Raw genomic sequence first — 26,542 nt, 5'->3', positions numbered from 1 at the left:
CTTTTGCAAAATATTATGAGCATTTTTAAACTAAAAATAAATTTCGAAGAAGCAGATCATGCACCTGTAGAATTACCTATAGCAGCTGGCGAGTCGGTTTTAGATGTTTGCCTGGATAATGGCATCGAACTTCAACACAACTGCGGCGGTGTTTGCGGATGCAGTACATGCCATGTTTATGTTACCCAGGGAATGGATAACATTGAAGAAATTTCTGATAAAGAAGAAGATTTTATTGACAGGGCGGTAAGGCCTCGAATAACCTCACGTTTGGGCTGCCAGTGTGTAGTGATTAATGGCGATATTGAAGTTACCATTCCTGATCAATCTGGATTTATGGGACATTAGGCTTCTTTAATATGAAGTTTTCAGTCTAGAATCCGAAGGTCTGAAGCTCCAAACTCGTAGCTTAATAGCCTTAAAACTTTCCAACAAAATTACCCAACATTACAACCTAAAAATAAAAACATGAACAACGATAAATTTGCCTTACCCTTTTACTGGAGTGATTATGAAGATATTGCAATGTCTTTATATGAGAAATTTGGAGATGAGTTTGGCGAAACTAAGATTTACCGCATCCGTTTTACCGATTTGTTAGAGTGGGTTTTGGAATTACCTAACTTCAAAGGCACCCGTGAAGAAAGTAGCGAAGGCCATTTAGAGCAAATTCAATCTGCCTGGGTTTACGAGTGGAGAGATAATCAAGATTAGTAATGAGTTACGGGTTGTAGGTTACAGGTTATAGGTTTGAAATTATCATTTTGACGCTCTAACTTGTAATATAATCCAGCAAATTTTGTGCGGTTTAAGGTTTTAAACACTCTGTTTACAAACCCTGACTAATAACCTGTAACTCTCAACCCACAACACAGCATGTTTCTCCAAAAATTAAAAGAAATTACAACCTTCATTTTTGATGTTGATGGTGTGCTTACCGATGGTTCTGTTCAGGTAACTGATAATGGCCAATCATTGCGTACTTTCAATATCAAAGATGGTTATGCCATGCAACTGGCGGTTAAAAAAGGTTATAACTTGTGCATTATTTCAGGAGGAGATGGTATTGCGATGGGAAAACGATTTTTCAATCTAGGCATAACTGATGTATTTTTGGGGGCTGGCGATAAGGTTTCCATCTTTAAACAATATCTATATGATAAAAAAATCACGGCAGGAGAAGTGCTTTACATGGGTGATGATATTCCTGATTTAAAAGTGATGAAATTAGTCGGATTGGCTACTTGTCCCGCTGATGCTGTGGAGGAAATCAAAGCTGTTTCTACCTTCATTTCCCCATATCCCGGTGGCAAAACCGCTGTTCGCGATATTATTGAAAAGGTGATGAAGGTGCAAGGCAAGTGGTATGATGAACATCCTAACGCTGCTGATTCAAGCAAATAATTATATTTCCTAAAACTGAGGCTGCTCTCTATCCGCTATTCGCAATCGAAAAGCCAATTCGATTTGCAACAGCGAAGTTACACTCTTCCTTTAAACTTTTGATTTCAGATTTACTCCAACAAGTCTAAATTTCAGAACAAAAAAAATGAAAAAATTAATGATGATTTGTGCATTGTTATTCTCAGTAATAACTTATGCAAATGCGCAGCAAGGTGGCGGTCGCGGCGGTATGATGATGAAACCGGAAGATCGTGTAAAACAACTTGATGAAAAGTTGAAGCTAAACGATGATCAAAAAACAAAGCTGACCACTGTGTTTACTGAGCAAGCTGATGCAATGAAAAAAATGCGTGAGGAAGCTCAAGGTGGAGACAGAGAGGCAATGAGAGAGAAAATGCAAAAATTTCGTGCAGATGGAGACGTTAAGGTGAATGCCGTTTTAACTGAAGATCAAAAAAAGCTTTATAAAACATGGCAAGAGGAGCAACGTGCTGAAATGCAGAAACGCATGCAGGAACGCGGTGGAAATAACTAAGTTTTAAATAAAATGATAATAACAAAAGCGGCTTTTCTGTCGCTTTTGTTATTTTAGCGCTTTCCGAAATATTATGTTGAATAAAATTCCCATTACACTCGCTTCAAAATCTCCACGCAGGCAAGAGCTGCTTAAACTTATGGGCCTTAACTTCAAAGTCGAACTTAGAGATGTGGATGAAAGTTACCCCGAATCTTTAAGTCCTGCTGAAATAGCCGTTTATATCTCAGAGCAAAAAGCAAAAGCCTTTGAAGCAGGCAACGAAGTAGTGATCACTGCCGATACAATTGTCGCCCTGAATGGAGAAATATTGGGAAAACCAAGAGATAAAAATCATGCACAGGAAATGCTTGCTAAGCTATCAGGAAATAAGCATGAGGTTTATACTGGCGTAACGCTTGTTAAAGGCAACAAAATATTTTCTTTCTATGATCGAACCGAAGTTTATTGTAAAGCTGTTACAGGCGAGGAAATCGATTTTTATATTGATAACTATAAACCATTTGATAAAGCCGGAAGTTATGGTGTCCAAGATTGGTGGGGACTTGTAGTGGTAGAACGCATTGAGGGATCTTATACTAACGTAATGGGTTTACCGACGGAGAAACTGTATCGAGAATTAGAAAAATTTGTAAGTTTTTAATCCCTCGGAGTTTTTTTTATTTCTATCTGTGGAATCCTAAACCATTTTTCATCATGTAAGCAAATACACCGAAAGATGAAAAATTCAAACGCACTAGTGACCATTGCTGAACCTTGCACTCAAAACTGGGAGGAGATGGATCAAAAAGATGGATTTAATTTTTGCCAGGCTTGCAATAAATGTGTGGTAGATTTTACCGGATATAGTAACGCTGATATTATTAAAACATTAGCCAATGGTTCGTCAGAAGTTTGCGGAAGGTTAACCGAGACTCAACTCAACCAGCTTAATTACCATCTGGTAGTGGCGCCTGCCAATAGAAACTGGATGAAATATATTGGGGTTTTAGCCATTGGCGTAAGCATTTTTACGCAGAACGTTAATGCTTCGGTACTAACGGAAAAGCCAGAAACGCAAATCGTCGAAAAACTGCGTAGCCATGCAGATGAGAAGAAACCAATTACCATAAAAAAGATTAGCGGCAGAATTTTAGATGAAAATAAAAAACCGCTGACAGGAGTTAGAGTGGTTATTCTGAATACTAAATATTATGCTTCTACTGATAAAAACGGTAATTACGAGATAAAATTCACCAGCGGAATCAGAAACGAAAACAAAATCCTTGCAGTTCAAAGCGCTCGGTTCTCTGGCAACATGACCTTAAATTATGCTGTAGAAAAGCAAGTTGATTTGCTCTTAAGAATGGAACCGATGATTGTAGGAAAAATAATGTATGTTCCGAAAAAGGGAAATACAATCTTATAAAAAGCCTGCAAGCGAACCCATTTTCAAATCGTAAGTGGAGAGGATGATTTCATTAATTTTTGCTCTGCCCAGTACGTAGTTTGTAATTAGCGTGGCCATGACAATCATATCTACCCGAAGCGGAATCATACCTTTCATGGCTGCTCGTTCCGAATGATTGTGATTTAAAAGTTCAATAGCGGTTTCGATGTATTCATCATAGTTAAATGCGTAGGTTTTGGCTGTCGCAATTTCTACCGGATAATTCTTTTTCTTGATGATCAGTTCAGCAAAGGTTTCAAGTGCACCTGCAGATCCAATTAAAATTTTGGGTTCGTACTGTTCACATTTCTCAAATAGCGCTGCTAATTCAGTTTGAATATGATATAAAAGTGCATTTTTGTCTTCATTATTAATAGGGTCGGATTTGAAAAACTGTTGCGCTAAACGGGCGGCACCGATATTATAACTCTTTTTCCAAAGCAATTTTTCGGTATCACAAAGGATAAACTCTACACTTCCGCCCCCAATATCCATAATCAAAGATGATTGTTTGATCGCACCGCTCAGCTTTACACCTTGATAAATCAGCTCTGCCTCATCATCGCCACTAATTACTTCAATCGAAATTCCGCAGGTTTGTAAAACAGCTTCAACGAAATCCTTTCCATTTTTGGCACTTCGCACAGCTGAAGTTGCGGTGGCCTTAAGCTGCTCTACCTTAAATTCTTTGATGGTTTCTGCAAAGTTTTCCAAACAGGCTATACCACGATTGAAAGCTGATGGTATTATGATATTCTCGTTAATCCTTCCTTCGCCGAGTTTAACTGGTACATTGGTTTTGTAAAGTATATCGAAGTTTTGCTGTGCAACTTCTGCAATAAGCAAATGAAAAGTGTTAGTTCCTAGATCGATAACTGCGATTCGCATTTTGTAATTATAAAATAAAACGGTGCAAGGGCTGCCATTGATAGTAGCAGAAAGTTATTTAATAAACCGGATTGAAGCGATATCTTCCGATGGCTTTGCCGAACAGTCGGCACTAAATACCATTGGGAATTTAGCAAAAAGCCGGACTTACCTTAAAGAATTCGCTGCTTTTGCTTTCCCGGTCAGAATAAATTCTTCAAACCATCAAAAATACTTTCGAAAAAGGTGCCAATATTCAAACCGCTACTGTGGTTAAAATAAACAAATATTAAAAAGGCTAGAACAACAAAAATGATGAGTTTCCTGAATGCAAAAGCAATAATCACCAGCGCAATAGGGATAATAAAAAGCCATAAGCTGCTAATAGCATAAGGGGTGAGGTCAGCATCTTTCTTATACACGTAAACCAGCTTGCTATGGGTGCCCGTATCGTTTTGATGTTTGATATACACAAATGTAGATTTATCGATAGGAAGGGGTAGCACCGCAATTCCATCGTTAAATTTTAATACCTGGGTAAAGCCGCTAACGCTAAAGGTATAGGTGCCATTAATATTTTCGTTTGGAACATTTAATGAATCGGCAGCTATGATGGCCAGCTTATTATTTTTAAGCAAATTTTCTTTTACGAGAAAATTATTGATGGCTGCAGTTTGTGCCGAGCTAAAAAAACCGATTAAACACAGGGATAATAGTAAAATGATTCGCTTCATTCGATAGAACGTTTATTGTAAATTAGATAACCGATATGTAATAATACACCATTTCTTTTAATTGCATCGTTATATAAATTGTAGCTTAAGCTTACAGGGCCCACAGGCGTATGATAAACTACGCCAGCTGTAGCCGCATAGCGTATTTTGCTTATGGCTTTCGCATAATCTACATCTTGAAAATTATTTAATTCGAACTCTTTATGTGGCAAAAATAAGTATCCTTCCAATCTAAAATCCAAATTTTTTCTAAAGTTATAAATGTTTTTTATTCCTCCTGCTGCGTATGTGGTGGCTCTAAACTTATCTAAAAAGAGCGATCGGCTATCTTGTATCGGGTAAAATGCCGGAGAAACCAAAAGAGTAGAATAATAATTACTAAACAGGGGTTGGTTCGAAATTACTCCCTCAACAATGTAGCCTAAAGTGTATTTGTTAAGGTGTAAAAAATAGTTTTCCTGGGTGAGTTTGATACTTCCCCATTGCCGTAACCTGCTTACGCCAATTGGTTTTGAAAAACCAGGGATATTACGTGATATGTTACCTGGATTATAATTTTCGCGACCGGTTGTGTAATTTACACTGAGAGAAAAACTTTGACCATTAGTGGCATATTGTTTTCTATTTAATGAATTTTTCTCCAGATTTAACGACCCTCTAAAACCGTTGAAAATAGTTTGATCCAATAAATCGCCTACCGAAAAAGTATTGTTAGGACTGTAGCGGTCGTTATTATTGATGAAATTAGCATGCAAAACTACCTTTGTATTGTAGTTCAATGGTACACCCATCATCAAATCTATTTTTCTATCCGACTGCTCTATATAAATGGGACGGGGATTTTCGATAAAAATTTTGCTCGTATTGTAGAAGTTCCAGTGGTTATAAGTAAGCTCAGCCGCTAAAAAAATGGGCAGTTTTGTGGGATAATCGATCCGGCCATTAACCTGAACAGATTCATAAAATCTGCCTGAATAAAAGCTGGTGCCAAAAGTATAAGCTTTTCTATTGAGGTAATTATATTCTGCACCCAAAAAAACGTTGCTTATTGGCCTGGTCGAAATGTTGCCACCTAAATCGAGTTTGAAGCTTTTTTTTGGTTGTGCAACCACCTCAAAAGTATAATTGTCAGTAACGGCCTGGTATGATATTTTAGGGTAAATGGTTTCAAAAGTTTGATCGGCGACTAGTTTATAGTAACCCCGTTTGATATCTTCAAGATTAAAGGTGGCCTTATCACTTTTAAAAAGCCGCTCTACATATTTTTTTTGCTGACTATTTACGCCGGAAACAATAATATTGCTAAAATTTAAATCGGGTTTACGCGAATTAAATGCTGCCCTTTTCCGTTCCAGCTCCAGTGGGTCGACTCTCTTTGCGATCAGGGCTTTAATTCGAGGCATATCAGCCATGGTGGCATCATATCCTTTTTTAATTAAATCCTCGACAGGCGCAAAATTGGTTACACTGTAAGTGCCCAAATCGGGCTGGATATAAATGCCGTTTTTGCCAATCATGGTAGAATCGGATTTAGATAGAAACATGTAAACCAAAAAGCGGTTCATCAGCCTATCATCAATATTTTTTGGATATTCGTTATAAGTTTTTGAAGAAACATTTGCGCCAATTACATAATCGGGTTTAAACTCTTTTTCCATTACATCGGCTGGAAAGTTATTGTACAAACCTCCATCAAAAACATATTTCCCATCCAACTTAATTGGCCTGTAAACAATGGGAACAGTCATTGTAGCTCTCACAGCTTCGGCTAAACTTCCTTTACTTACGGTGATGCTTTTCTGCGAAAGTACATCGGCAACCATACAACGATAAGGCACAAAGAGGTTATCAAAATTATCTTTCGAAACTGCCGATGCTTGAGAAAAGAGTTCCAAAAAAGCAAAATTAAGTGGAATATCGTTGATGATATTGGAGCGAAAGCTAAAGTGGAAACCAGTATCAATGGCCACTTTGGCTGTTAACATCGATGCATTTGGTGCGTTTTTTTGAAAGTAATACGTATAATCACTCGTGTATCTTCCGTTTACCCAGTTTTGAAATTCTTTGCTTACCGCAATTTGTTCAATTTGCTTAGGCGAATAGCCCGCGGCGTACATTGCACCCACAATCCCGCCCATTGATGTTCCGGTAATATAATCTATCGGAATTTGGTTTTCCTCTAATGCTTTAAGTGTACCAATGTGAGCAAGTCCTTTGGCGCCGCCACCACTAAATACAAGGCCTACTTTTTGCGCATGTAGCTCAGCACAGCACAAAATGAAGAGCATCAGCAAAAATCTTTTAAAAGCTACCACTCCTCTAAAATAGTGTTTTCTTTTAAAATTAATTCAACATGAAAATGCTATAAGTTAAAAATGATGCGAAACCTACCCAAAGAATATAAGGTATGAATAAATAGCCCGCCCATTTATCGATCTTGTGAAATGCAATAGCATTAACCACAATTACGATCAGTAAGATGAGGATTTCGAATAATGCGAAGCCTATTTCATGAAGGGAGAAAAAGATAAACGACCAGCATAAATTTAAGATCAATTGGATAAAATAGATCGCTAAAACCCTTGGAAAATGGGCGATTTTATCTCGCTTTATCCAAACTAAATAAGCCGCAATTCCAATTAATATGTAAAGGCTCGTCCAAACCGGAGCAAACAACCAGTTTGGTGGGTTAAAAGAGGGTTTGTTTAATGTAGGATACCATGTTTTAACCGATTCAGAAGTTGCCAAACCTCCTAAAGCGCCAATACCCAGGGTGATGACAATATTTATTAAGAACGCTACAGGTTTAAATTTCATCCTAATTTTTGGAAACTAAACAACCACAAATCTTAAAAGTTTCATTAGCGGCCAATTCCTGGAACCACAGGTAAACTCTCACTACCATCTTTACCAACACTTTGTACCGCAAATAAATAATTGTCTTTACTATAAGGGACCTTTAATTCGGTTGCTATAGTAAAAAATTTCTTTTCCCAAACTGGGCTGCTCGTTTCACGCATTAGCACATAATAACCTTTTACAGGGCCATTTGTTGGTGCTTTCCAATACAAATATGATGAATTGCTCAGGTTCTTTACATCGATTTTTACCTCTACAGGGCTCGATGGGGCTTTTGCCAGATTGGCCAAAACTGAAATGTTTACAGCAGTATTTTTCCGGAGATATTCAAAATCCATAAACTCCTGTAAATCGCCATAACGAATACCATTTTCGGTTCTTAAGTCCTGATGTTGGTGGTCAAAATTTTCGTTCATTTCAGTAATTCTCACTGCCGGAAATCCATTTTCAACAAATGGTGTATGGTCGCCACCACGCAAGAAACGGTCATTTCTATAAATAAGCTTCACTTCGAGTTGATCCACGTATCTTTCGCCAACTTCTTTTACATATCGAGCCAATTGCCGGCTTTTCCCATCATTTTCTAGACCAAACTGACGGATGGCTTTTGCATTCTTATCCAACTCGTAACTAGGTAAGCCTTCGCTAAAAACCCTCAGTCGGGTATTGTCGATAATTTGCGTTTCGCTGCTATTGTTACTGCCAATCATATCATTGTTGAGCATTGCATCAATATTCCAACCTTCTTTTTTGGCTTTGGCTGCCATAAATCCAGATCCTAATAATGATTGTTCTTCGCCACTCACCGCAACAAAAATAATTGTGGCAGAAAATTTATATTTACTCATAATGCGGGCCGCTTCAATCACACCTGCAACCCCACTACCATCATCATTAGCACCAGGCGCATCGCTGGTGCGGTTCATTACGTCGGTTACGCGACTGTCTAAATGACCACTAACAACATAAACCCGTTTATCATTTGTATCAGTTCCTTTTAAAATAGCTACCGCATTGCCTAACAAAGTTGCTTTATCAATTCGTTTTCCGTCTGATTGGAAAGTTGTAGTATCTAAAAAGGCTGTTAACCTTCCGTCGCTTTGCTTCGCAAATTGATTAAACTTAGCAACTACCCAATTTCTTGCTGCGCCAATTCCCCTGGTTTTACTTTTTATATCACTTAAAGTACTTCTTGTGCCAAAATTAACCATGGTCGAGATATACTGCTTAAGCGAATCCTTATTCACAGATTTTACCATCGATTCGATATCCTGATTTCGATTAACAATAGTTTGAGCCTGGGCATAAGCGCCAAAAGCAATCAGGAAAATAGTAGTGTAAATTTTATTCATCTTGAGAAATAAATTATTAGGCTAATATATCGAATGATTGCTGAATGTTTAGAGCGATTTAGGCAAAAATCTGTAACATTTAAGCATAAAAAAGCCCTTTGAAGTTTAATCAACGGGCAAAATCACTGCATTATATAAAGCTATTTTGAAGTTACTTCGTTTTGATACACTTTATTGGTGTTCCATAAACCGAAGGCCTTTTTCACTGAAGCTTTAGCCGAAACTGTGTTTACATCACCAGCAATCGTTAAGAATATTTTCTCCAGAGAGATTTCGTTGTAGAAGTTCAAGACATCGCTAAATGTTAAATTTGCTATTGAAGGTTCATTAACGATTCGATCGTAATCATAATCAACTTTAGGCTCAATAATAGTTTTGTCTTACCTGTATTAAATGTCTTCTCATTAATGTTTGCATTTTGCAAAAGAGAAGTCATACTTGAAAGTTCTTTATCGAAAGTATCTGCGGAGGCAGCTAATTGCCACTTTTATCTTTCAAAGATAAATTGTCGCTTGTTATGCTTTCGTTCAAAACTGCGTTTAGCATTTCAACTATACCGTCTTTGCTGTCAGCGAATGCTTCTTTATCTAAAGTAAAACTTGCATAAGCTTTTGGCGAGCGATTATTTTCTGAAATGATAATGTTCATTCCGTTTTTAAGTTTATAAGCAACAGGTTCCTTGAATGATTGTGCATGTAGAGAGATTGATACTAAGCTTAAGAGCGAAAGTGTAATTGTTTTAATTGTGTTCATGAGATTATTCTAATTTTTTAAATGATTTTCTGCTGTCAAAAGTATTTCTAAAAGCTTCTCAGGTAAATATTCTGTCGATAGAAAGGCACTTTTGCAAGCTGAATGGGATTACATACGTGTTGAAAATTTTATTGGTTTTTTGGTTTTGTAAACAATTATTCATTTCATTCATTTTAATTATGTTGGAATGACTTTTCAAGAAATTAGTTAGCTTTAGCGCACCGCTAAACCGATAAAATGAACTGTCTGATTATTGATGATAATGCAATAGCGAGAAGTGTCCTCAAAAATTTATTCAAAATTGAGGACTCTCTAAAGCTAATTGCAGAATGTGAGAATGCTGCAGATGCTTTTAAGATATTGGCAAATAATAAAATTGACTTACTACTTCTTGATGTTGAAATGCCAAGAATTACTGGTATTGAGCTTGTTAAAGTTTTAGGAGATAAAAGGCCCTTGATTGTTTTTATAAGCTCGAAACGAGATTATGCATCTGATACATACGATTTAAATGTAGTTGACTTTATTGCCAAACCCATAACGCCCGATCGGTTTTTAAAGGCGATTATCAAGGCGAAAGAAATTTACAAGAATCAAAATTTGTTTATGCCTTCCAAAAAGGATGAATTTATATTTATCAGGGATTCCAATATTATCGGGCGAATAAAGCTTGCAGACATCAATTATTTGGAGGCTAAAGGCGATTTTGTAAAAATTTATATGGATGAAAAAAATTACGCAACTCATTCCTCTTTAAAGTCAGTGGAAGATAAGTTGCCGATGGATATGTTTTCTCGGGTGCACCGTTCTCTCATCGTAAATATTAGTAAAATAGATACCATTGAGGGCGGAACGCTGATTATTCAGCAACATTTTGTTTCAGTTTCTGATGCTTATAAATCATCACTAGACAAGCGGATGCAAATTCTTTAATGTATTGAATAGATTTTTATGAGAGAACAAATTGACGTTTTAATAGTAGAAGATAACTTAATTGACCAAAAGCTAATAGCCAACTATTTAGGAGAATACGATTTTAGTTTCAAAATTGCCAGCGACGGACACGAAGCGCAGATTTTGCTCGAATCGCACTCATTTTTTTTAATAATGGTTGATCTTATGTTACCTAAAATAGATGGTTTCGAACTGACTAAAATCATTCGTCAGAAACTTAAGCTAGAGATACCGATTGTAGCAATAACGGCCTTTAATATTAACGAAGTTAAGGATAAATGCTTTGCCGCTGGCATGAATGGATATTTTAGCAAGCCTATCCAAAAGATTGAACTGGTTGGAATGCTTACGCAATTTTTACCAAAGGAGAAGCTAAAATCTGGAGATCAATATGCCTATGAAGTTATTGATTTAAGCTATTTAAAAGAGGTTAGTTTAGGTGATAAGGAATATGAGATCGAAGTAATCGAGAAATTTATCGAGACGATTGACCAGGACTTGTCAGAATTACAACAAAATTTCGCAGAAAAAAGAGGAGAAGAGATCAAGATGATTGCTCATCGTACGCTCTCAACAATTTATATTATGGGCTTAAGGTCTAAATTGGAGACCAGTTTACGTTCATTAGAAAACATGGATGTATCCGAGATGGGATCACGATTGAATTGTATTCAAGCCATATGCAATAAAGCAAAAGCGGAAGCCAAACATTTTATAGATTCAGTAAAGCAGAAATAAGCTAGGCATAGAGCTCATCACGTGTTGTGTGAAGAGAATGTAAAATAAACTGTGTCAAAAGTTAAATTACTAACTTTAGATACAGTTTATTATGACGAGAGAAGAACAGCTCGCTTATGAGTTAATGAAACAAAAAGCCCTTGAGCAATTGCGTTCGGGTAAATCCTTGTATGGCAAAGATGGTGCATTCGCTCCTTTGCTTAAAAGTTTTCTTGATTCTGCCCTTGAGGCAGAAATGGAAACCCACCTTGACGAGAATGAGCGTTTTTCAGGTAACCGGAAAAATGGTAAGACCTCGAAGGACATCAAAACCTCCGTTGGGACAATCTCAATTCAGACTCCCCGCGATAGAAACTCCACTTTTGAGCCTGAGATCGTCCGTAAAAGGGAGACCATTCTGGCTGAGAGCCTGGAGAGTAAGATCATCGGCATGTATGGTCTTGGGATGAGCCTTCGGGATATTTCGAGGCATATTAAGGATATGTATGATACTGATATCAGTCATACAACACTTTCCGCTATTACCGATAAGATTATACCCGAGGTAAAGGAATGGCAATCTAGGCCTCTTGAAGAGCTCTACACAATCGTTTGGCTTGACGCTATGCATTACAAAGTAAAAGAAGATCACCGAATGGTTTCACATGCTGTCTACAATATACTTGGAATAAACCGTCACGGACATAAAGAACTTTTAGGAATGTACGTTTCTCAGAGTGAGGGTGCCAATTTTTGGCTGAGCGTAATTACCGATTTGCAGAACCGGGGAGTTAAGGATATTCTAATCGCCTGCATTGATAACCTGAATGGATTTCCACAAGCAATCAATGCCGTTTACCCGCAAACGGAAATACAAACATGCATTGTTCACCAGATACGGAATAGTTTAAAATATGTTGCATCAAAAGATCAAAAGGCCTTCATGAAAGATTTGAGGCCTGTCTATCAAGCTGAAACCCTTGAGCTGGCAGAGCTGAGGCTAGATGAGCTCGATGAGAAATGGGGCAAGAAATATGAAAAGGTACTGGAGTCCTGGAGAAGAAACTGGTCCAAACTCACCGCCTATTTTCGATATGATGCTGCAATCAGAAAACTCATTTACACCACAAATACTATTGAGGGATTTCACCGACAGGTTCGAAAAGTCACCAAAACAAAGGGTGCATTTACTTCAGATATGGCGTTGCTGAAATTGATCTATCTGGCGCAAAAGAACATTAGCCAGAAATGGACTATGCCTCTGAGCAATTGGGCTACAACTGCTCAGAAACTTGCCATTTGGTTTCCTGATAGAATGATATTAGATTTGAACTAGATTTTTTTGAGAAGCATTATTTTAGATTGACACAGTTTGTTTTACATACCCTGTGTGAATATTTTCATGAGCAATAAAATTCTTAATCTCCCTTATGGTTTCTTCAGGTTCACTAATGTGTGGAAAATGCCCGGTCGCTTTCATCACCACAAAGAAGTTATTTCTTGTGTTTTGATGAATGTATTCACCCGCAGATAGGGGTGCCATGATATCATTGCTACTTTGCAGCGTTAAACTCGGAATATCAAATTTCTTTAAATCATCGCGGTAATCTGCTTTAAATGTAGCCATAGCGAAGGCCAGAGCAATGCTTGGCTCTGTTTCTTCAAAACAACCTTGTAGAAAACCAGCTAATTCTGGTTCTTCAGCTTTATTCATCACTATTGGCGCGATTGCTTTAGTCCAGCTAACATAATCTTCGGCAATTTGTGTGAAGATGGTTTTAATATCAGCGGCTTCAAACCCGCCAATATAATCCCTATCGTTAAGGTATCTAGGAGAAGGACCGATAAAAATAAGTTTCTTAAAAGCCTCGGGTTTTTGCAAAGCGGCAATCATCCCAATCATACTACTTACCGAATGTCCAACGAAAATAATGTCTTTTAGTCCAAGAGTTTCGATAATATCAAGAACATCACAGGCATAACCCTCTAAAGTGGAGTATTTGTGATAATCATATTGAGTTTTATCCGAACTGCCAGATCCAACGTAATCAAAGAGTATTACTTTGAAATCATCTAGAAATGCATCTGTCATGTACTTCCATGAACTCTGTGCGCACCCAAAACCATGTGCAAATACAATAACTCGATTACCTTTACCGAGTATTTTTACATTATTCCTGATGAGTATAGGATGCACGATACAGACGTTTAGATGAAAGAGATAATAAGCAGTTTGTGAAAGTTAGAAAAATCGGTGAATATTTTCAAATAAATTTAATAATGAACAGAAAAGCCTCATTCAGAGGCTTTAAAGTGGTTTTTTATTTATTTGAATGTGACTCAAACGTCTTGTTCATTTTTTTAAATCTGTTTGAGCGCAGCAAGAAACGCGATTTAATTCTGCACCTTAATTTCAGTTCTTCTGTTTACAGCTCTTCCTTCCTCACTTGCATTGGACGTAAGTGGCTCCTTTTCACCGTGACCCAAAATTGTGAAAATTGAACCATCTAGTCCGGCGTTAACAAAATATGATTTTACCGCATTCGCCCGATCGATTGAAAGCGACATGTTATGTTCTGGAGTACCTTCTGCAGATGAATGGCCATGGAGAACAAATTTAGTGTTTGGGGCTTTCTTCATTTCAGCTACAGCTTTATCTAAGATTGCAAACGAAGACGTTTTTAACACAAACGAATTGAACTCAAATTGAATATTATCTAAATTGAAGTTTGGTTTTTCAACAACTGCAACTTCATCTTTCGCTGGTGGAGCTGCAATTGGTTTCTTTTCTTCAACTGGTGGCGTAGGTTTTGAAACAGGAGCAGGATCTGGTTTGGTTATTAATTTCTTGCTCTTGCAAGAGTACATTGTTACAGTAGAAAGGCCAATAATTGCGGTTAAAAAAAGATTTTTGGTAATGTTCATGTTAAAATTTTTGTTTTAGGTTTAATTTGTGTTTCAATCAAAACTACAAATAACGATTAAACCTATAACGAAATTTTTTCAAAGAACTTGTATTGAATTCTATTTTATCAGGAACATCAACCTCAAGTTTTATTCAAATAATATTGATTTTACCTTCAATAATACAAGAAACTAACATTTTGATTTTCTATATTTGCAGCCTTGCTCCCGTAGTTCAATGGATAGAATTATGGTTTCCGGTACCATCGATATGAGTTCGAATCTCGTCGGGAGCACACCTTCAACCACCATAATTATTTTGTGGTGGTTTTTTGTTGGAATTAATCTCAGTTCTATCTTTTACCGATGCCTTTCTAAGTTGTTAATAATTCAGATATTGTGTTAGTTTGATTTAATAGGAAGTCAAAATTTAACATGCTGTTAACGTCTAAATTGGCATTTCTAAAAATAAAAATGCACCTTTGCGAACCGCTAATAAAGGTTTAGGCATGTAAAGAATAAAAGAATCGTTTATGGAAGAATTGGTTGTAGAAGAGGTTCAGCAATTGCTTGAAAAAGAGAATGATAAGGCGTTAAAGCGTTATCTTGATGAACTGAATATCTCGGATGTAGAAGAGTTAATTGACGAGCTTCCACAACACGCAGCCAAATTTATCGAAACGATATCTTCAAACAGAGCCGTTAACGTTTTCCGAATTCTGGATTTTCCTACTCAGGAAAGAATTATCAAGAAACTTACTGGAAATAAACTAAATCAGATCATTAAAGATCTGCCTCCAGATGATCGTACCGCACTTTTTAGCGAGCTGAAGGGTGATGTAGTTAAGAAAATGATTACCCTTTTGCCTCCAGAAGAAAGAAAAGAATCTCTTGCACTTCTAGGTTACAAAGAGGATAGTATCGGTCGTTTAATGACTCCAGATTACATCGCTGTAAAACCCGAGTGGTCAATCACCCGAGTTTTAGCACACATCAGGAGGTACGGTAAAAATTCGGAAACCATTGATGTGGTGTATGTAATTGATAAAGATGGGGTTTTGCTTGATGATATTCGAATCCGGGAAGTTCTACTGGCCGATCCTGAAGCGATAATAGGGGAGTTAACCGATAAACGTTTTATCGCGTTGAAAGCGAATGATCCGCAGGAAGACGCTATCAGCATTTTCAGGATGAATAATCGGGTGGCTTTGCCTGTTGTTGATGAGAATAATATTCTTTTGGGTATTGTAACCGTTGATGATATTCTCTGGATCGCAAACGAAGAATATACAGAAGATATTCACAAAATAGGGGGGTCTCAAGCATTAGATGAACCTTATTTGGATGTCCCTGTTTTTGAATTATATAAAAAGCGAGTGGTTTGGTTGATTGTTTTATTTTTCGGAGAGCTCCTAACTATCGCTGCGATGTCGAATTTCGAGAATCAAATTGCTCAGGTTGTAATTTTGGCAACATTTATTCCTTTAATCATTTCAAGCGGTGGCAATAGTGGTTCGCAAGCTGCAACTTTAATTATTCAAGCTATGGCTCTCGGCGAAGTTACCGTTAGAGATTGGTGGAATGTAATGCGACGAGAAATCTTCTCTGGCATATTATTAGGCTGTACTTTATGTTTGTTAAGCTTTGCAGTTATCGCCTCATGGCAGCTATTTTGGCCTGGCTTTACCGATCATTATATTAGAATTGGCCTGGTGGTAGGCTGCTCCTTAATAGGGGTTGTACTTTGGGGAACCTTAATGGGGTCTATGTTGCCCTTGCTTCTTAAAAAGGTAGGTGCCGATCCGGCAGTGTCTTCTACGCCTTTTGTGGCTACGTTGGTCGATGTTACCGGTTTAATCATTTACTTCTCTTTTGCCATATTGTTTTTAAGTGGAATCTTACTTTAATTTTTAAAAATGCAAACGAAAATTACTACGCTTTTCACCGATATTGGTGGGGTATTGTTAACAAACGGATGGGATAGGCAAGCAAGGGGCGAAGCTGCGGTATTATTTAATCTGGATTCTGTTGATCTGGAGGAACGCCATCACCTTACATTTGATACTTATGAGGTGGGAAAACTTACCTTGGATGCATATTTAGAACGCATTGTTTTCTTTCAAGAACGGTCGTTTAGTTATGATGACTTCAAAGAATTCATGTTTAGTAAATCCCTAGATTATCCTGAAATGGTTGCATTGGTTTGCGATTTAAAGAAAAAGTATCATTTAAAAGTTGCAGTAATCAGTAACGAAGGGAGAGAGTTAAATCAATATCGAATCAGCACTTTTAAATTGAATGAATTTGTTGATTTTTTCGTGTCATCGAGTTTCGTTCATTTCCGTAAACCCGATGCCGATATATTCAAAGTGGCGATAGATATTTCGCAGAGCGATGTAGAAACCAGTTTATATATAGACGATAGAATGCTTTTTGTTCAGGTTGCCGAAGGTTTAGGGCTGAAAGGCATTCATCATACCAGTTATGAGGATACAAAAGCGCAACTGGCAGCTTATGGTTTAGAAATTTAGTTTCGCTTGTGCCGGTTTGAAAAGAGATCGTAAGGTCGATTTTTAGTTTGTTTCGTTTGTTTGAAAAGCAAAGACAGCATCTCCTTTTATTGTCTGTTCCCGCTTTCCATTATATCCCTGATGAAAAATCAGGGGATGTCATTTCAACCGGGTTTAAGAAATTAAGATCGAGCAACTATTTAAGTTTTGCAGAGTTGGCCTTTCAATATTGCTATTCAAGCCTAATTCAATGTTTTCTGGCAAAATAAATCCAAAAAAAGCCACTCTCTCGAGTGGCTCTATACCTTTAAATTTCATTTAGAGAATTTATGGGTTATACATTGAACCTAAAGTGCATAATGTCGCCATCTTCTACTACATAGGTTTTTCCTTCTACGCCTAATTTGCCTGCATCTTTACAAGCATTTTCCGAACCCAGTGTTACGAAGTCATTGTATTTAATTACTTCAGCACGGATAAATCCTTTTTCAAAATCTGTATGGATTACACCGGCTGCTTGTGGTGCCGTAAAGCCTTTTGTTATGGTCCAAGCTCTTACTTCCTGTACTCCTGCAGTGAAATAGGTATACAAATTTAATAATTTATAAGCTGCACGAATTAGTTTGTTTACACCAGACTCATCTAAGCCTAAATCTGCCAAAAACTCCTGGCGCTCCTCATAGCTTTCCAATTCGGCAATCTCCGATTCGATTTTTGCTGAAATAACCAAAACTTCAGCTTTTTCATCTGCTACATTTGCTTTGACTAAATCAACATATTTATTTCCGGTTACTACCGATGCTTCATCAACGTTACAAACATACATTACTGGTTTTTGAGTAAGTAAGCCTAAATCTTCGATAAAATCGAAGTCTTCCTGAGGCATTGCTGCGGTGCGGATAGATTTTCCGTTTTCTAAATGAGATTTAACAATAGTTAAAATTTCATAAGTACGTTTAGCATCTTTATCGCCACCCGTTTTTGCCATCTTTTCCACCTTTTGAATACGTTTGTCAACAGTATCCAAATCCTTTAATTGCAACTCTGTATCGACTATTTCTCTATCGCGAATGGGATCAACAGAACCATCAACATGGATCACATTGCCATCATCGAAGCAACGTAAAACATGGATAATTGCATTCGTAGCACGAATGTTTCCTAAAAACTGGTTGCCTAAACCTTCACCCTTCGAAGCGCCCTTTACCAAACCCGCAATATCAACAATTTCAATCGTATTGGGTTGTACCTTGTTTGGTTTAACCAGTTCAGCCAGTTTGGTCAATCTATCATCAGGCACAGTAATTACGCCAACGTTTGGCTCAATTGTACAAAACGGAAAGTTAGCAGCTTGTGCCTTTGCATTTGATAAACAGTTAAAAAGAGTCGATTTTCCAACATTTGGTAAACCTACAATACCACATTGTAATGCCATTTATATTTTTTAATTTACGATTTACGATTTACGATTTACGATTTACGATTTCACTTCTCACTTCTCACTTCTCACTTCTCACTTCTCACTTCTCACTTCTCACTTCTCACTTCTCACCTTTTTCAGGCGGCAAAGATAAGCTTTTAAACCTTTATTTAGAGATTCGAATTTGTAGCGCCAGTATATTTTATCTAAGTTTATCGAAAATTAAAACAAGATGATAGAAGAATTTGAAGAGCAGAAACCGGCTGAAGTGAAACTAGCAGTAACAGAAGATATACGCAGTTATCTCTATGATATCACTAAATGGGCAAAATTTCTTTCCATAGTTGGTTTTGTTGTTTCAATTTTTGTAATTATTGCGGCCTTTAGCATACCTGCGTTAATCAATAGTAACCCTGCTGTGGCCACTCAAATGGGGCAATTGGGCTCAAGTGGAACAACCATAATAACGGTGATTTATTTCGTACTGGGTTTGCTGCTTTTTTATCCAAGCATTTTACTTAATAAAATAGCCAATAAAGGTAAACAAGGCGTCTTATTCGGTGATCAGGAAAGTTTAAATTCAGCAATGGCGAGCTTAAAATCCTTATTTAAATTTTGGGGATCGATTACCATTGCAATAATAGCGTTTTACTTTTTGCTAATATTTATGGTTGGTGCTGGCTTGGCCGTTGCATAATGCCGTAGAAAACTCAAGTACATAAAAAAGCCCTTGTTGATGAAACAAGGGCTTTTTATTTTGAAATTATAATTTATTAAAAAGAAAAATCATCATTTGTTTTTGTGCTATGTTCTCCGTTTTCAGAATATTCATAACGTTTTTCCACAACATCCTGGTGAGTTTTAATATAATCAACAGTTTCGTTTAATCCTTCAGCAAATTTTTCGAAATCTTCTTTATATAAAAAGATTTTATGCTTTACGAATACACCGTCTTCTAATCTTTTCTTGCTCTCGGTAACGGTCAAATAATAATCACCTGAGCGAGTAGCCTTCACGTCGAAGAAATAAGTTCTCTTACCTGCTCTTACTTTCTTTGAAAAAACTTCTTCTCTTTCCTTGTTGTCGAATTCTCCCATGGTTGGTATTGATGTTGGTTTTTGGTTTCGGTAAATATAAAGCAAATATTTAAAGTACAAAATACAATTTTGATACAATTTAAATTGTTCTTGTTTCCTCCTCCAATAATTGGTTATGATAAAGCTCAGTATAACTTCCGTTTAGGTTAAGCAATTCATCATGTGTACCTTGTTCTATTATTTTACCATCGTCCAATACCAAAATCTTATCTGCATTTTTTATGGTTGAAATCCGGTGCGCAATTAAGATACTGGTTTTATCTTTCATAATTTTGCCCAAATTCTGGAGAATTTCCTCTTCTGTTTTAGTGTCAACAGCGGATAAACAGTCGTCGAATATCAAAATTTTTGGAGATTTAATTAATGCCCTTGCAATGGATACACGTTGTTTTTGTCCCCCGGAAAGTGTGATTCCTCTTTCGCCCAACATGGTTTCAAACTTTTCATCAAAATCAATTATGTTATGATAAACCGAAGCATTTTTGGCAGCATCATATACTGCTTCATCCGTAACTTTATCTAAACCAAAAGCAATATTGTTTTTGATCGTATCAGAGAAAAGAAAAACCTCTTGCGGCACAAAGCCAATCTGGTTGCGGTAATATTTAAGGTTTAACGATTTTAAATTTTCCCCATCAACACTGATAGCTCCTTGCTCCACATCATACATCCGCATAATTAAGTTTGCCAATGTTGATTTTCCAGAACCTGTTTTTCCAATAATTGCCACAAACTCACCGCTCTTAATTTCAAAACTTAAGTTTTGAAGCGCTAGTATTCCGGTATCAGGATAAACGAAGCTAACATTTTCAAATTTGATGTTGCCTTGAATTTCTTTCTCTTCATTGTTTGTTGATTGAATATCCGAAGGAATGTCTAAAAATTCGTTAATTCTCTTTTGAGAAGCCGCCGCCCGCTGTATTAAAGAGGTTACCCAACCCAGCATGGTTACGGGGAAAGTTAACTGATTGATATAGATGATGAACTCAGCAATGTTTCCTGCTGTAATACTGCCATTCATTACCTGGTTGCCACCAACATAAATAGTTAAAATGGTACTCAAGCCAATTAATAAAAGCATTGTAGGGTAAAAAAGGGCAGAAACCTTTACCAAACTCATCGAATCTTTTTTATACTCATTGCTTTGAATCTCAAACATGTTGCGGGTATAATCTTCGCGTACATAAGATTTAATAATTCTGATACCTGAAAAACGTTCTTGCACGAAGCTTGATAGATCTGATAAACGTTCCTGGATTTTTCCGCTTTTTTTGAAAATCAAAGTGTTTACATAATAGATAATGATGACTAAAAAGGGAAGGGGCAACAAGCAATATATGGCCAATTTCGAGTTTACATCAAACATAGACCAGATGATGAGCACAGATAAAACAAATGTGTTAATGGTATACATAATGGCTGGTCCAACATACATCCTCACGCGATTCACATCTTCAGTTGCCCGGTTCATCAAATCGCCGGTATTGTTGCGGCGGTAAAAACCCAGACTTAATTTCTGATAATGCTGATAGATATCGTTTTTCATATCAAACTCAATGTGCCTAGACATGAGAATGATGGTTTGCCTCATAAAAAACAGGAACAAACCCCTTAATACGTACAATGCCACCACCAGCAATCCAAAAAATAATAGGTTGCTGCTAAAAATATCGTAAATGATTTCCTGACGATTAAAACCTCCAAAAAGATTATAAACCTGAACATTTTCAGTAATTAAATCTACCGCATAGCCGATTACCTGAGCTGGCACCACGCCAAAAATATTGGAGATGACCACGAAAATACTGCCCGGAATAATCCACCACTTATATTTTAAAAAGTATTTGTTTAATCTGCTAAGATGTTTCATGCAATACAAACTTAGATAAATTTGTTATTTCGTGCCGCATATTTATGTTTCAATAGCTAAGCTTTAAAAAAATAATGACATTATTAGGTTTTGAAAGGTTAAGCTAAAGAGATCGAGGAGGTTGTTTGATTTAACGCATTATCAATAACAGCTAATTAAATAACACAGTGCCTAAAAAATACCTTTTGTTAAGACACTTTAAGCTAAAACCAACAAATATTATAGCGCAAACCCGTCAAAATTTTGGCAATCGAGAGATTGTATTTGCAGAAATACAGCGGAAATTGCATTTGAGAAAACCATATAAATAATTGTTTGTAGTAGCAGCGCAAATAGTTTATTTATATAAGTGTATTAATCGTTTTTTATTTTAATTTTGCAGCAGATTAGCCGAACGTTCAATATGCCAGCAAATTCTTCGTCAGATTTTTCCATTTTAGAGCAATTGAGTGCTTACGGGCATAAAAAATTGGTTTTTTGTAATGATCCTGATACGGGCTTAAAGGCAATTATCGCGATACATGATACTACCTTGGGTCCGGCTTTAGGCGGAACGAGGATGTGGAGCTATGCAACTGAGGGCGAAGCTTTGGAAGATGCCTTGCGTTTATCGCGTGGGATGACCTATAAATCGGCAATTACCGGATTAAATTTAGGGGGCGGAAAAGGCGTAATCATTGGCGATTCTCGTAGAGATAAAACAGAAACTTTAATGCGTAGCTATGGTAGGTTTATTAAAAACCTTAATGGCGAGTTTATTACAGCTGAAGAAATGGGGACCAATACTCGGGACATGGAGTATATCCGCATGGAAACCAATTATGTAACAGGTGTTCCTGAATCAATTGGAGGTGCAGGAAATCCAGCTCCGTTTACGGCACAGGGGGTTTATTTAGGTATTAAAGCTAGTGTGAAAGAGGTTTTTGGAACCGACATGCTCGCGGGTAGGACAATTGTAGTACAAGGAATTGGCAACGTGGGCGAACATTTAGTAGCTTTGCTTAGAAAGGAAAATGCGGAGGTTTTAATTAGTGATATTAACCAGGAGCAATTGACTTATGTTGCCCGAAAATATAAAGCAAAACCTATTGAAGCTGATAAAATTTTTGGTTGTGATGCCGATGTTTATGCGCCATGTGCGATGGGAGCAACGGTTAATAATAAAACCATTGAAAAAATGAAGTTTGCAATTATTGCAGGTTCGGCCAATAATCAGTTAAAAGATGAGGTTTTAGACAGCGAACTGCTTTTGAAAAAAGGCATTTTATTTGCGCCTGATTATTTAATTAATGCTGGTGGCTTAATTGCTTGTTACTCTGAATGGACTGGCTTTGGAAAAAAACGTACAGTGCAACTTACCGAAAATATTTACGAGGCTACACGTAACGTAATCAAGTTGAGTAAAGCCGAGAAAATATCAACAAATATTGCTGCAAACAGAATTGCTGAAAAGCGTATTGCAGATGTTAAAAAAATTAAATCATCATATTAAATAATTATTAAAATAGGTTTTATAAACCGCACTCGTTCTTACATTCATGTTAAATAGAAGGCACTTAAGAATCAAAGCTTTGCAAAATATTTTTGCTTGGCACATGGCAGACAAAAAAGACATTAAAGGAGATTTGAAAACTTTAATGCAAAGTATTGATAGCGTGTACGAAATGTACATCTGGATGTTATCATTGATGGTTGAAGTTACAGAGTTTACAGCAAACGATGCTGCAGAACGTGCTAACAAATACCTTAAAACCGCTGAGGACTTAAATCCAAATATGAAACTGCTACACAATAAGTTTAGCGTTTTAATGCAGCAAAACCCAGAATATGTTTCTGCGGTAAAAAAATACAAAGTAGACTGGGGCTTCGATCCAGAAATTCGTAAAACAGTTTATAATTCTTTAAAAGCATCTCAGGAGTATGCCGATTATCTTGCAGATCCGAACGAAAGCTTAGAGTCGTCAAAAGATATTATCAAATATATTTTCAGAAAAATTATTTTAAAAAACCAGGGTATTATTCAGGTTTTCGAAGAGAAATTTATCAATTGGCAGGTAGATCACGAGGTGATGAAAGGAATGGTTGCAAAAACGTTGAAGAACTTTACGTCTGACGATCCTTTCAAAAATAAACTCACCGAAATAAGTGCTGATTGGGTAGAAGACAGCAAATTTGTGCAAGATTTATTTGTCCACACCTTGCAGAATGACGCTAAATACCAGGAATTGATTGCGGAGCGTACAAAAAATTGGGAGTCGGAACGGATTGCTTTAATGGATACCATTTTGATGAAGATGGCTATCTGCGAGCTTTTAAACTTTCCATCAATTCCTGTAAAAGTAACCATTAACGAATATTTGGAGCTATCAAAAGATTACAGTACGCCGAAAAGTAATTCGTTTATTAACGGTATTTTAGACAAAATTTTAGGCGACCTTAAGAAGACAAATACGATTAAAAAAATCGGTCGCGGATTAATTGAAGACTAATAATGAAAAAATTATTCATCCTTGCTATTGCAGCAATCTCTTTCACAGCTTGCCGAAATGCAAACAATTCTACAGATCAGGTTGCAGGAAATGATTCGTTGGCAGCAGCTACAATTGCCTCACCTGACGCACCAATAATTGTTTTTGAGAAAGATATTTTTGATTTCGAAAAAATTAACCAAGGTGAAAGTGTAGAACACCAATTCAAATTCAAGAATATAGGTAAAAGCCCTTTAATCATTTCAAATGCTACAGCCACTTGTGGTTGTACAGTTCCAGAAGTGCCGAAAGAACCCATTCAACCTGGAAAAGAAGGTGTAATTAAGGTTGTTTTTAATAGTACAGGAAAAGACGGAATGCAGGATAAAGTGGTAACAGTAACTTCAAATGCAAACCCAACAGTTTCAACGGTACACTTGGTAGGCGAGGTGCTTACAAAAAAATAAATGGTAAGGTTGGTTTTGTACCTATACCCTTACTTACAATCAATAATCAAATAAATAAGAAATGACATCAACAGTAATTTTACAAGCAGCAGGTGGATTTGGCCAATACGGACAATTAATTATGTTAGGTGCTATCGCGGTAGTATTCTATTTTTTTATGATTCGTCCCCAGGTTAAAAAAGCTAAAGACCATAAAAAATTAATAGAAGGATTAAAGAAGGGTGACAAGATTATCACTACTGCAGGTATTCACGGCCGTATCGCTGATATGAACGATACTACTTTCTTAATCGAAGTAGAAGGTGGAGTGAAAATTCGCTTCGATAAATCGGCGGTTTCTTTAGATGCAACTAAAGCAGTTGTTCCTCCTGTAGCAAAAGCATAATCAATGCATTTAGCATGAAAAAGGGTTCCGAATTTTGGAACCCTTTTTTGTTCGTGTGCGCCGGGCATGGCAATCGAGTATAGGGTTAGAGTCCCGAACACGCTTAGCAGTAGGTAGTGTTAGCTTAAAACAAGGGTGTCGTGGGTGACTGCGAATCTGAAGGAAGTTGGCGGCAAATATGGGGGTTTACGAACAGAAACTGTATACGAGGCGGATTTAGTCCGGGTGATGTTGCGAAACAAACAGAAGCCCAATACTGCACGGGGACTATTACGCAGATACAGAGGCCACATCCATAGCAAGTAGATTGTCTTACCTCGGGAGATCTGAATGAGTTCTGTCAATTGTAAGCGCGATTACAGGAGAAGAAACACTTAGCGGGGACGCTAAATGACTCATTTAGAAGTCAGCAGCGGTAATAGTACTGCATTTTAAGGTGCAGGAAGGACCAAATGTTAGGATGGCAAAGGAAACAGGAAGTTTATGGCAGAGCGTTTACAGCGGAACCACATTAGCGAACTGCTTATATGAGGGTAGGACGGAATCCGAGAGTAAAGTATAAGAGGAGCTGAGCCGAGCCGTGCAACCAATGTGCACAATGCCTGGGAAGGAGTTTTTTTTTAGTATTATGCTTGAAGAAATATTAGACATCCGAAATGTACAAAGAGCCTTTAAGCAGGTTACTGCCAATAAGGGTGCTGGTGGTATTGATGGTATGCAGACCGATGAACTTCGCGACTACCTGAGTGCTAACTGGCAGAGATTACGAGCTAATATTTTAAAAGGCGATTATCGACCAAGCGCTGTGAGAAAGGTAGAGATACCCAAAAGCAGTGGTGGTAAGAGGATGCTTGGCATCCCAACGGTCATTGACCGGTTGATCCAGCAGGCCATCTCTCAATGGCTGAGCCCCAAGTACGAGGGCGACTTTTCCTCTGATAGTTATGGTTTCCGGCCAGATCGCAATGCCCGTCAGGCAGTGCTAAAAGCTCAGGAATATCTTAACACAGGTTACACCTGGATTGTGGAACTTGACCTGGACAAATTTTTTGACCGGGTAAACCATGATAAACTTATGTACCTGCTGTCAGTAAAGATAAAGGATAAGCGGACATTGAAGCTTATCCGTCTTTATTTGAGCGCTGGTATCATGGAGAATGGATTGGTCCGCCCAAGAAAAGAAGGAACGCCACAAGGCAGTCCCAATGCTATTAAGTTAAGCTACTTATAGGCTTGATAAAGTCTGGGCTTATGTTTTGTGTCCCTAATTCTCACAAAAACTCTATCAGGTTTTATTGCTACTATCGATTTACAAATCTGAATCACTATACTTTCAACCAACTTGTTGATATCCTTATAGTTTATTAATTGAAGGATTTTGTGCCTTACGAATCTGAAAGCATTCTGCCAATTATATTTGTATTTAAGCTTTCGTCCCACACATCTTTTCTCTACTTCATCTTGCGCTTCGATACCCAGTAATGCCACCATGTTCATCATGAATATATGGGACTCAAATTCCTGAACTACACCTTCCGGTTTACGACTTCCAAACTGTTCAAGTTTCATTTTTGGCTTCAGTTTTTTAAATCCTTCCTCGATTCCCCATCTAAGCTTATACAGTTCATTCATTTGTAACAAGGTGAATATCTTAAACAGCTTTGGTGAAGATATGAGCACTTCAATTTCGCCTGTTTTGAGCCTAACCTTTGAAACTCTGACGATGATGCTTTTCTTCTCATGCTCGTGCCGCTTAAGGGTTTTTTTTCTGTTTTGCTTGGTTTCCATTCAGCAATAAAATCATTTGAGGGATTACT

The 26,542-nt window shown here is 37.3% G+C and carries 30 protein-coding genes and 1 tRNA gene; 18 read left to right on the top strand and 13 right to left on the bottom strand.

Going from position 1 to position 26,542, the window contains the following annotated elements:
- Nucleotides 1-15: 15 nt before the first annotated feature.
- The 6 genes from AC3ITD_RS11790 to AC3ITD_RS11765 all read left to right on the top strand — a co-directional run bounded on the left by AC3ITD_RS11790 (nucleotide 16) and on the right by AC3ITD_RS11765 (nucleotide 3,347).
- Nucleotides 16-348 carry a 2Fe-2S iron-sulfur cluster-binding protein gene (locus tag AC3ITD_RS11790; RefSeq protein WP_056851330.1) on the top strand — a complete coding sequence of 111 codons (333 nt, stop codon included), beginning with the start codon at nucleotides 16-18 and terminating at the stop codon, nucleotides 346-348.
- A 120-nt stretch (nucleotides 349-468) separates the two neighbouring features.
- A complete protein-coding gene (iscX, locus tag AC3ITD_RS11785) occupies nucleotides 469-714 on the top strand; it encodes a Fe-S cluster assembly protein IscX (RefSeq protein ID WP_489366606.1) in 246 nt (81 codons plus the stop codon).
- 162 nt (nucleotides 715-876) lie between these two features.
- Nucleotides 877-1,404 (top strand): KdsC family phosphatase, encoded by a 528-nt coding sequence (locus AC3ITD_RS11780; protein WP_489366604.1) that lies wholly within the window; start codon nucleotides 877-879, stop codon nucleotides 1,402-1,404.
- 145 nt (nucleotides 1,405-1,549) lie between these two features.
- Nucleotides 1,550-1,939, top strand: a complete 390-nt coding sequence (locus tag AC3ITD_RS11775) for a DUF4890 domain-containing protein (RefSeq protein WP_265799816.1) — start codon at nucleotides 1,550-1,552, stop codon at nucleotides 1,937-1,939.
- 73 nt (nucleotides 1,940-2,012) lie between these two features.
- Nucleotides 2,013-2,582, top strand: a complete 570-nt coding sequence (locus tag AC3ITD_RS11770) for a Maf family protein (protein WP_265799814.1) — start codon at nucleotides 2,013-2,015, stop codon at nucleotides 2,580-2,582.
- Nucleotides 2,583-2,657: 75 nt separating this feature from the next.
- Nucleotides 2,658-3,347 (top strand): carboxypeptidase-like regulatory domain-containing protein, encoded by a 690-nt coding sequence (locus tag AC3ITD_RS11765; protein WP_265799813.1) that lies wholly within the window; start codon nucleotides 2,658-2,660, stop codon nucleotides 3,345-3,347.
- Here AC3ITD_RS11765 and AC3ITD_RS11760 read toward each other — a convergent pair.
- The 7 genes from AC3ITD_RS11760 to AC3ITD_RS11730 form a co-directional block, all read right to left on the bottom strand.
- Entirely contained in the window at nucleotides 3,342-4,256 is a 915-nt protein-coding gene (locus AC3ITD_RS11760) for a Ppx/GppA phosphatase family protein (protein ID WP_489366601.1), read from the bottom strand. The genes AC3ITD_RS11765 and AC3ITD_RS11760 overlap by 6 nt on opposite strands.
- Nucleotides 4,257-4,438: 182 nt before the next feature.
- Entirely contained in the window at nucleotides 4,439-4,969 is a 531-nt protein-coding gene (locus tag AC3ITD_RS11755; RefSeq protein WP_265799811.1) for a hypothetical protein, read from the bottom strand.
- Nucleotides 4,966-7,257, bottom strand: a complete 2,292-nt coding sequence (locus AC3ITD_RS11750) for a patatin-like phospholipase family protein (RefSeq protein WP_265799810.1) — start codon at nucleotides 7,255-7,257, stop codon at nucleotides 4,966-4,968. The genes AC3ITD_RS11755 and AC3ITD_RS11750 overlap by 4 nt, the downstream gene beginning before the upstream one ends.
- A 55-nt stretch (nucleotides 7,258-7,312) precedes the next feature.
- Complete coding sequence (locus AC3ITD_RS11745) at nucleotides 7,313-7,786, bottom strand: TspO/MBR family protein (protein ID WP_265799809.1); 474 nt, start codon at nucleotides 7,784-7,786, stop codon at nucleotides 7,313-7,315.
- Nucleotides 7,787-7,830: 44 nt separating this feature from the next.
- The gene (locus AC3ITD_RS11740) at nucleotides 7,831-9,180 is read right to left on the bottom strand and encodes a M28 family metallopeptidase (protein WP_265799808.1); all 1,350 of its coding nucleotides are present in this window, start codon (nucleotides 9,178-9,180) and stop codon (nucleotides 7,831-7,833) included.
- A 140-nt stretch (nucleotides 9,181-9,320) separates the two neighbouring features.
- Nucleotides 9,321-9,470 (bottom strand): hypothetical protein, encoded by a 150-nt coding sequence (locus AC3ITD_RS11735; protein WP_489366598.1) that lies wholly within the window; start codon nucleotides 9,468-9,470, stop codon nucleotides 9,321-9,323.
- Between the two features lie 184 nt (nucleotides 9,471-9,654).
- Entirely contained in the window at nucleotides 9,655-9,933 is a 279-nt protein-coding gene (locus AC3ITD_RS11730) for a hypothetical protein (RefSeq protein ID WP_489366596.1), read from the bottom strand.
- Nucleotides 9,934-10,170: 237 nt separating this feature from the next.
- Between AC3ITD_RS11730 and AC3ITD_RS11725 the strand changes: the two genes are divergently transcribed.
- The 3 genes from AC3ITD_RS11725 (at nucleotide 10,171) to AC3ITD_RS11715 (ending at nucleotide 12,940) form a co-directional block, all read left to right on the top strand.
- Nucleotides 10,171-10,866: a LytR/AlgR family response regulator transcription factor gene (locus AC3ITD_RS11725; RefSeq protein ID WP_489366594.1), complete on the top strand. Its 696-nt coding sequence runs from the start codon at nucleotides 10,171-10,173 to the stop codon at nucleotides 10,864-10,866.
- Between the two features lie 18 nt (nucleotides 10,867-10,884).
- A complete protein-coding gene (locus tag AC3ITD_RS11720) occupies nucleotides 10,885-11,625 on the top strand; it encodes a response regulator (protein ID WP_489366592.1) in 741 nt (246 codons plus the stop codon).
- 91 nt (nucleotides 11,626-11,716) lie between these two features.
- Nucleotides 11,717-12,940: an IS256 family transposase gene (locus AC3ITD_RS11715; protein ID WP_489363466.1), complete on the top strand. Its 1,224-nt coding sequence runs from the start codon at nucleotides 11,717-11,719 to the stop codon at nucleotides 12,938-12,940.
- Between the two features lie 21 nt (nucleotides 12,941-12,961).
- On the opposite strand, the gene AC3ITD_RS11710 is transcribed toward AC3ITD_RS11715, so the two are convergent.
- Both AC3ITD_RS11710 and AC3ITD_RS11705 read right to left on the bottom strand, forming a co-directional pair.
- Nucleotides 12,962-13,801 carry an alpha/beta fold hydrolase gene (locus AC3ITD_RS11710; protein ID WP_489366590.1) on the bottom strand — a complete coding sequence of 280 codons (840 nt, stop codon included), beginning with the start codon at nucleotides 13,799-13,801 and terminating at the stop codon, nucleotides 12,962-12,964.
- Nucleotides 13,802-13,998: 197 nt separating this feature from the next.
- The gene (locus tag AC3ITD_RS11705; RefSeq protein WP_265799803.1) at nucleotides 13,999-14,529 is read right to left on the bottom strand and encodes an OmpA family protein; all 531 of its coding nucleotides are present in this window, start codon (nucleotides 14,527-14,529) and stop codon (nucleotides 13,999-14,001) included.
- Between the two features lie 203 nt (nucleotides 14,530-14,732).
- On the opposite strand from AC3ITD_RS11705, the gene AC3ITD_RS11700 reads away from it, so the two are divergent.
- From AC3ITD_RS11700 to AC3ITD_RS11690, 3 genes are all read left to right on the top strand, one after another.
- Nucleotides 14,733-14,804, top strand: a tRNA-Arg gene (locus AC3ITD_RS11700).
- Between the two features lie 237 nt (nucleotides 14,805-15,041).
- Nucleotides 15,042-16,415: a magnesium transporter gene (gene mgtE / locus AC3ITD_RS11695; RefSeq protein WP_265799802.1), complete on the top strand. Its 1,374-nt coding sequence runs from the start codon at nucleotides 15,042-15,044 to the stop codon at nucleotides 16,413-16,415.
- Between the two features lie 9 nt (nucleotides 16,416-16,424).
- Nucleotides 16,425-17,039 carry an HAD hydrolase-like protein gene (locus AC3ITD_RS11690; protein ID WP_265799801.1) on the top strand — a complete coding sequence of 205 codons (615 nt, stop codon included), beginning with the start codon at nucleotides 16,425-16,427 and terminating at the stop codon, nucleotides 17,037-17,039.
- Between the two features lie 313 nt (nucleotides 17,040-17,352).
- Here the strand turns inward: AC3ITD_RS11690 and ychF are convergent, their stop codons facing one another.
- Nucleotides 17,353-18,453, bottom strand: a complete 1,101-nt coding sequence (ychF, locus tag AC3ITD_RS11685) for a redox-regulated ATPase YchF (protein WP_489366586.1) — start codon at nucleotides 18,451-18,453, stop codon at nucleotides 17,353-17,355.
- A 217-nt stretch (nucleotides 18,454-18,670) separates the two neighbouring features.
- On the opposite strand from ychF, the gene AC3ITD_RS11680 reads away from it, so the two are divergent.
- On the top strand, nucleotides 18,671-19,135 hold the full coding sequence (locus tag AC3ITD_RS11680) for a DUF5362 family protein (protein ID WP_265799798.1): 465 nt from the start codon (nucleotides 18,671-18,673) through the stop codon (nucleotides 19,133-19,135).
- A 76-nt stretch (nucleotides 19,136-19,211) separates the two neighbouring features.
- On the opposite strand, the gene AC3ITD_RS11675 is transcribed toward AC3ITD_RS11680, so the two are convergent.
- Nucleotides 19,212-19,535, bottom strand: a complete 324-nt coding sequence (locus AC3ITD_RS11675; protein WP_265799797.1) for a DUF3276 family protein — start codon at nucleotides 19,533-19,535, stop codon at nucleotides 19,212-19,214.
- A 79-nt stretch (nucleotides 19,536-19,614) separates the two neighbouring features.
- Nucleotides 19,615-21,405, bottom strand: coding sequence for an ABC transporter ATP-binding protein (locus AC3ITD_RS11670; RefSeq protein ID WP_265799796.1), 1,791 nt, complete (start codon nucleotides 21,403-21,405; stop codon nucleotides 19,615-19,617).
- 403 nt (nucleotides 21,406-21,808) lie between these two features.
- On the opposite strand from AC3ITD_RS11670, the gene AC3ITD_RS11665 reads away from it, so the two are divergent.
- The 5 genes from AC3ITD_RS11665 (at nucleotide 21,809) to AC3ITD_RS11645 (ending at nucleotide 25,956) form a co-directional block, all read left to right on the top strand.
- Nucleotides 21,809-22,897 carry a Glu/Leu/Phe/Val family dehydrogenase gene (locus AC3ITD_RS11665; RefSeq protein WP_489366582.1) on the top strand — a complete coding sequence of 363 codons (1,089 nt, stop codon included), beginning with the start codon at nucleotides 21,809-21,811 and terminating at the stop codon, nucleotides 22,895-22,897.
- A gap of 46 nt (nucleotides 22,898-22,943) precedes the next feature.
- Nucleotides 22,944-23,894: a transcription antitermination factor NusB gene (nusB, locus tag AC3ITD_RS11660; protein WP_265799794.1), complete on the top strand. Its 951-nt coding sequence runs from the start codon at nucleotides 22,944-22,946 to the stop codon at nucleotides 23,892-23,894.
- A 2-nt stretch (nucleotides 23,895-23,896) separates the two neighbouring features.
- On the top strand, nucleotides 23,897-24,340 hold the full coding sequence (locus tag AC3ITD_RS11655) for a DUF1573 domain-containing protein (protein WP_489366580.1): 444 nt from the start codon (nucleotides 23,897-23,899) through the stop codon (nucleotides 24,338-24,340).
- 61 nt (nucleotides 24,341-24,401) lie between these two features.
- Nucleotides 24,402-24,725 (top strand): preprotein translocase subunit YajC, encoded by a 324-nt coding sequence (gene yajC, locus AC3ITD_RS11650; RefSeq protein WP_056851304.1) that lies wholly within the window; start codon nucleotides 24,402-24,404, stop codon nucleotides 24,723-24,725.
- A gap of 628 nt (nucleotides 24,726-25,353) precedes the next feature.
- Nucleotides 25,354-25,956 (top strand): reverse transcriptase domain-containing protein, encoded by a 603-nt coding sequence (locus AC3ITD_RS11645; protein WP_489366577.1) that lies wholly within the window; start codon nucleotides 25,354-25,356, stop codon nucleotides 25,954-25,956.
- Here the strand turns inward: AC3ITD_RS11645 and AC3ITD_RS11640 are convergent.
- A complete protein-coding gene (locus tag AC3ITD_RS11640) occupies nucleotides 25,947-26,513 on the bottom strand; it encodes a transposase (protein ID WP_489366575.1) in 567 nt (188 codons plus the stop codon). The two genes, AC3ITD_RS11645 and AC3ITD_RS11640, sit on opposite strands and share 10 nt — an antisense overlap.
- Between the last annotated feature and the right edge of the window lie 29 nt (nucleotides 26,514-26,542).

The sequence above is a fragment of the Pedobacter sp. KH_004 genome (assembly GCF_057840755.1).
Note: the sequence above shows the minus strand (reverse complement) of the source record. Positions and strands in the feature narration are given on the sequence as shown.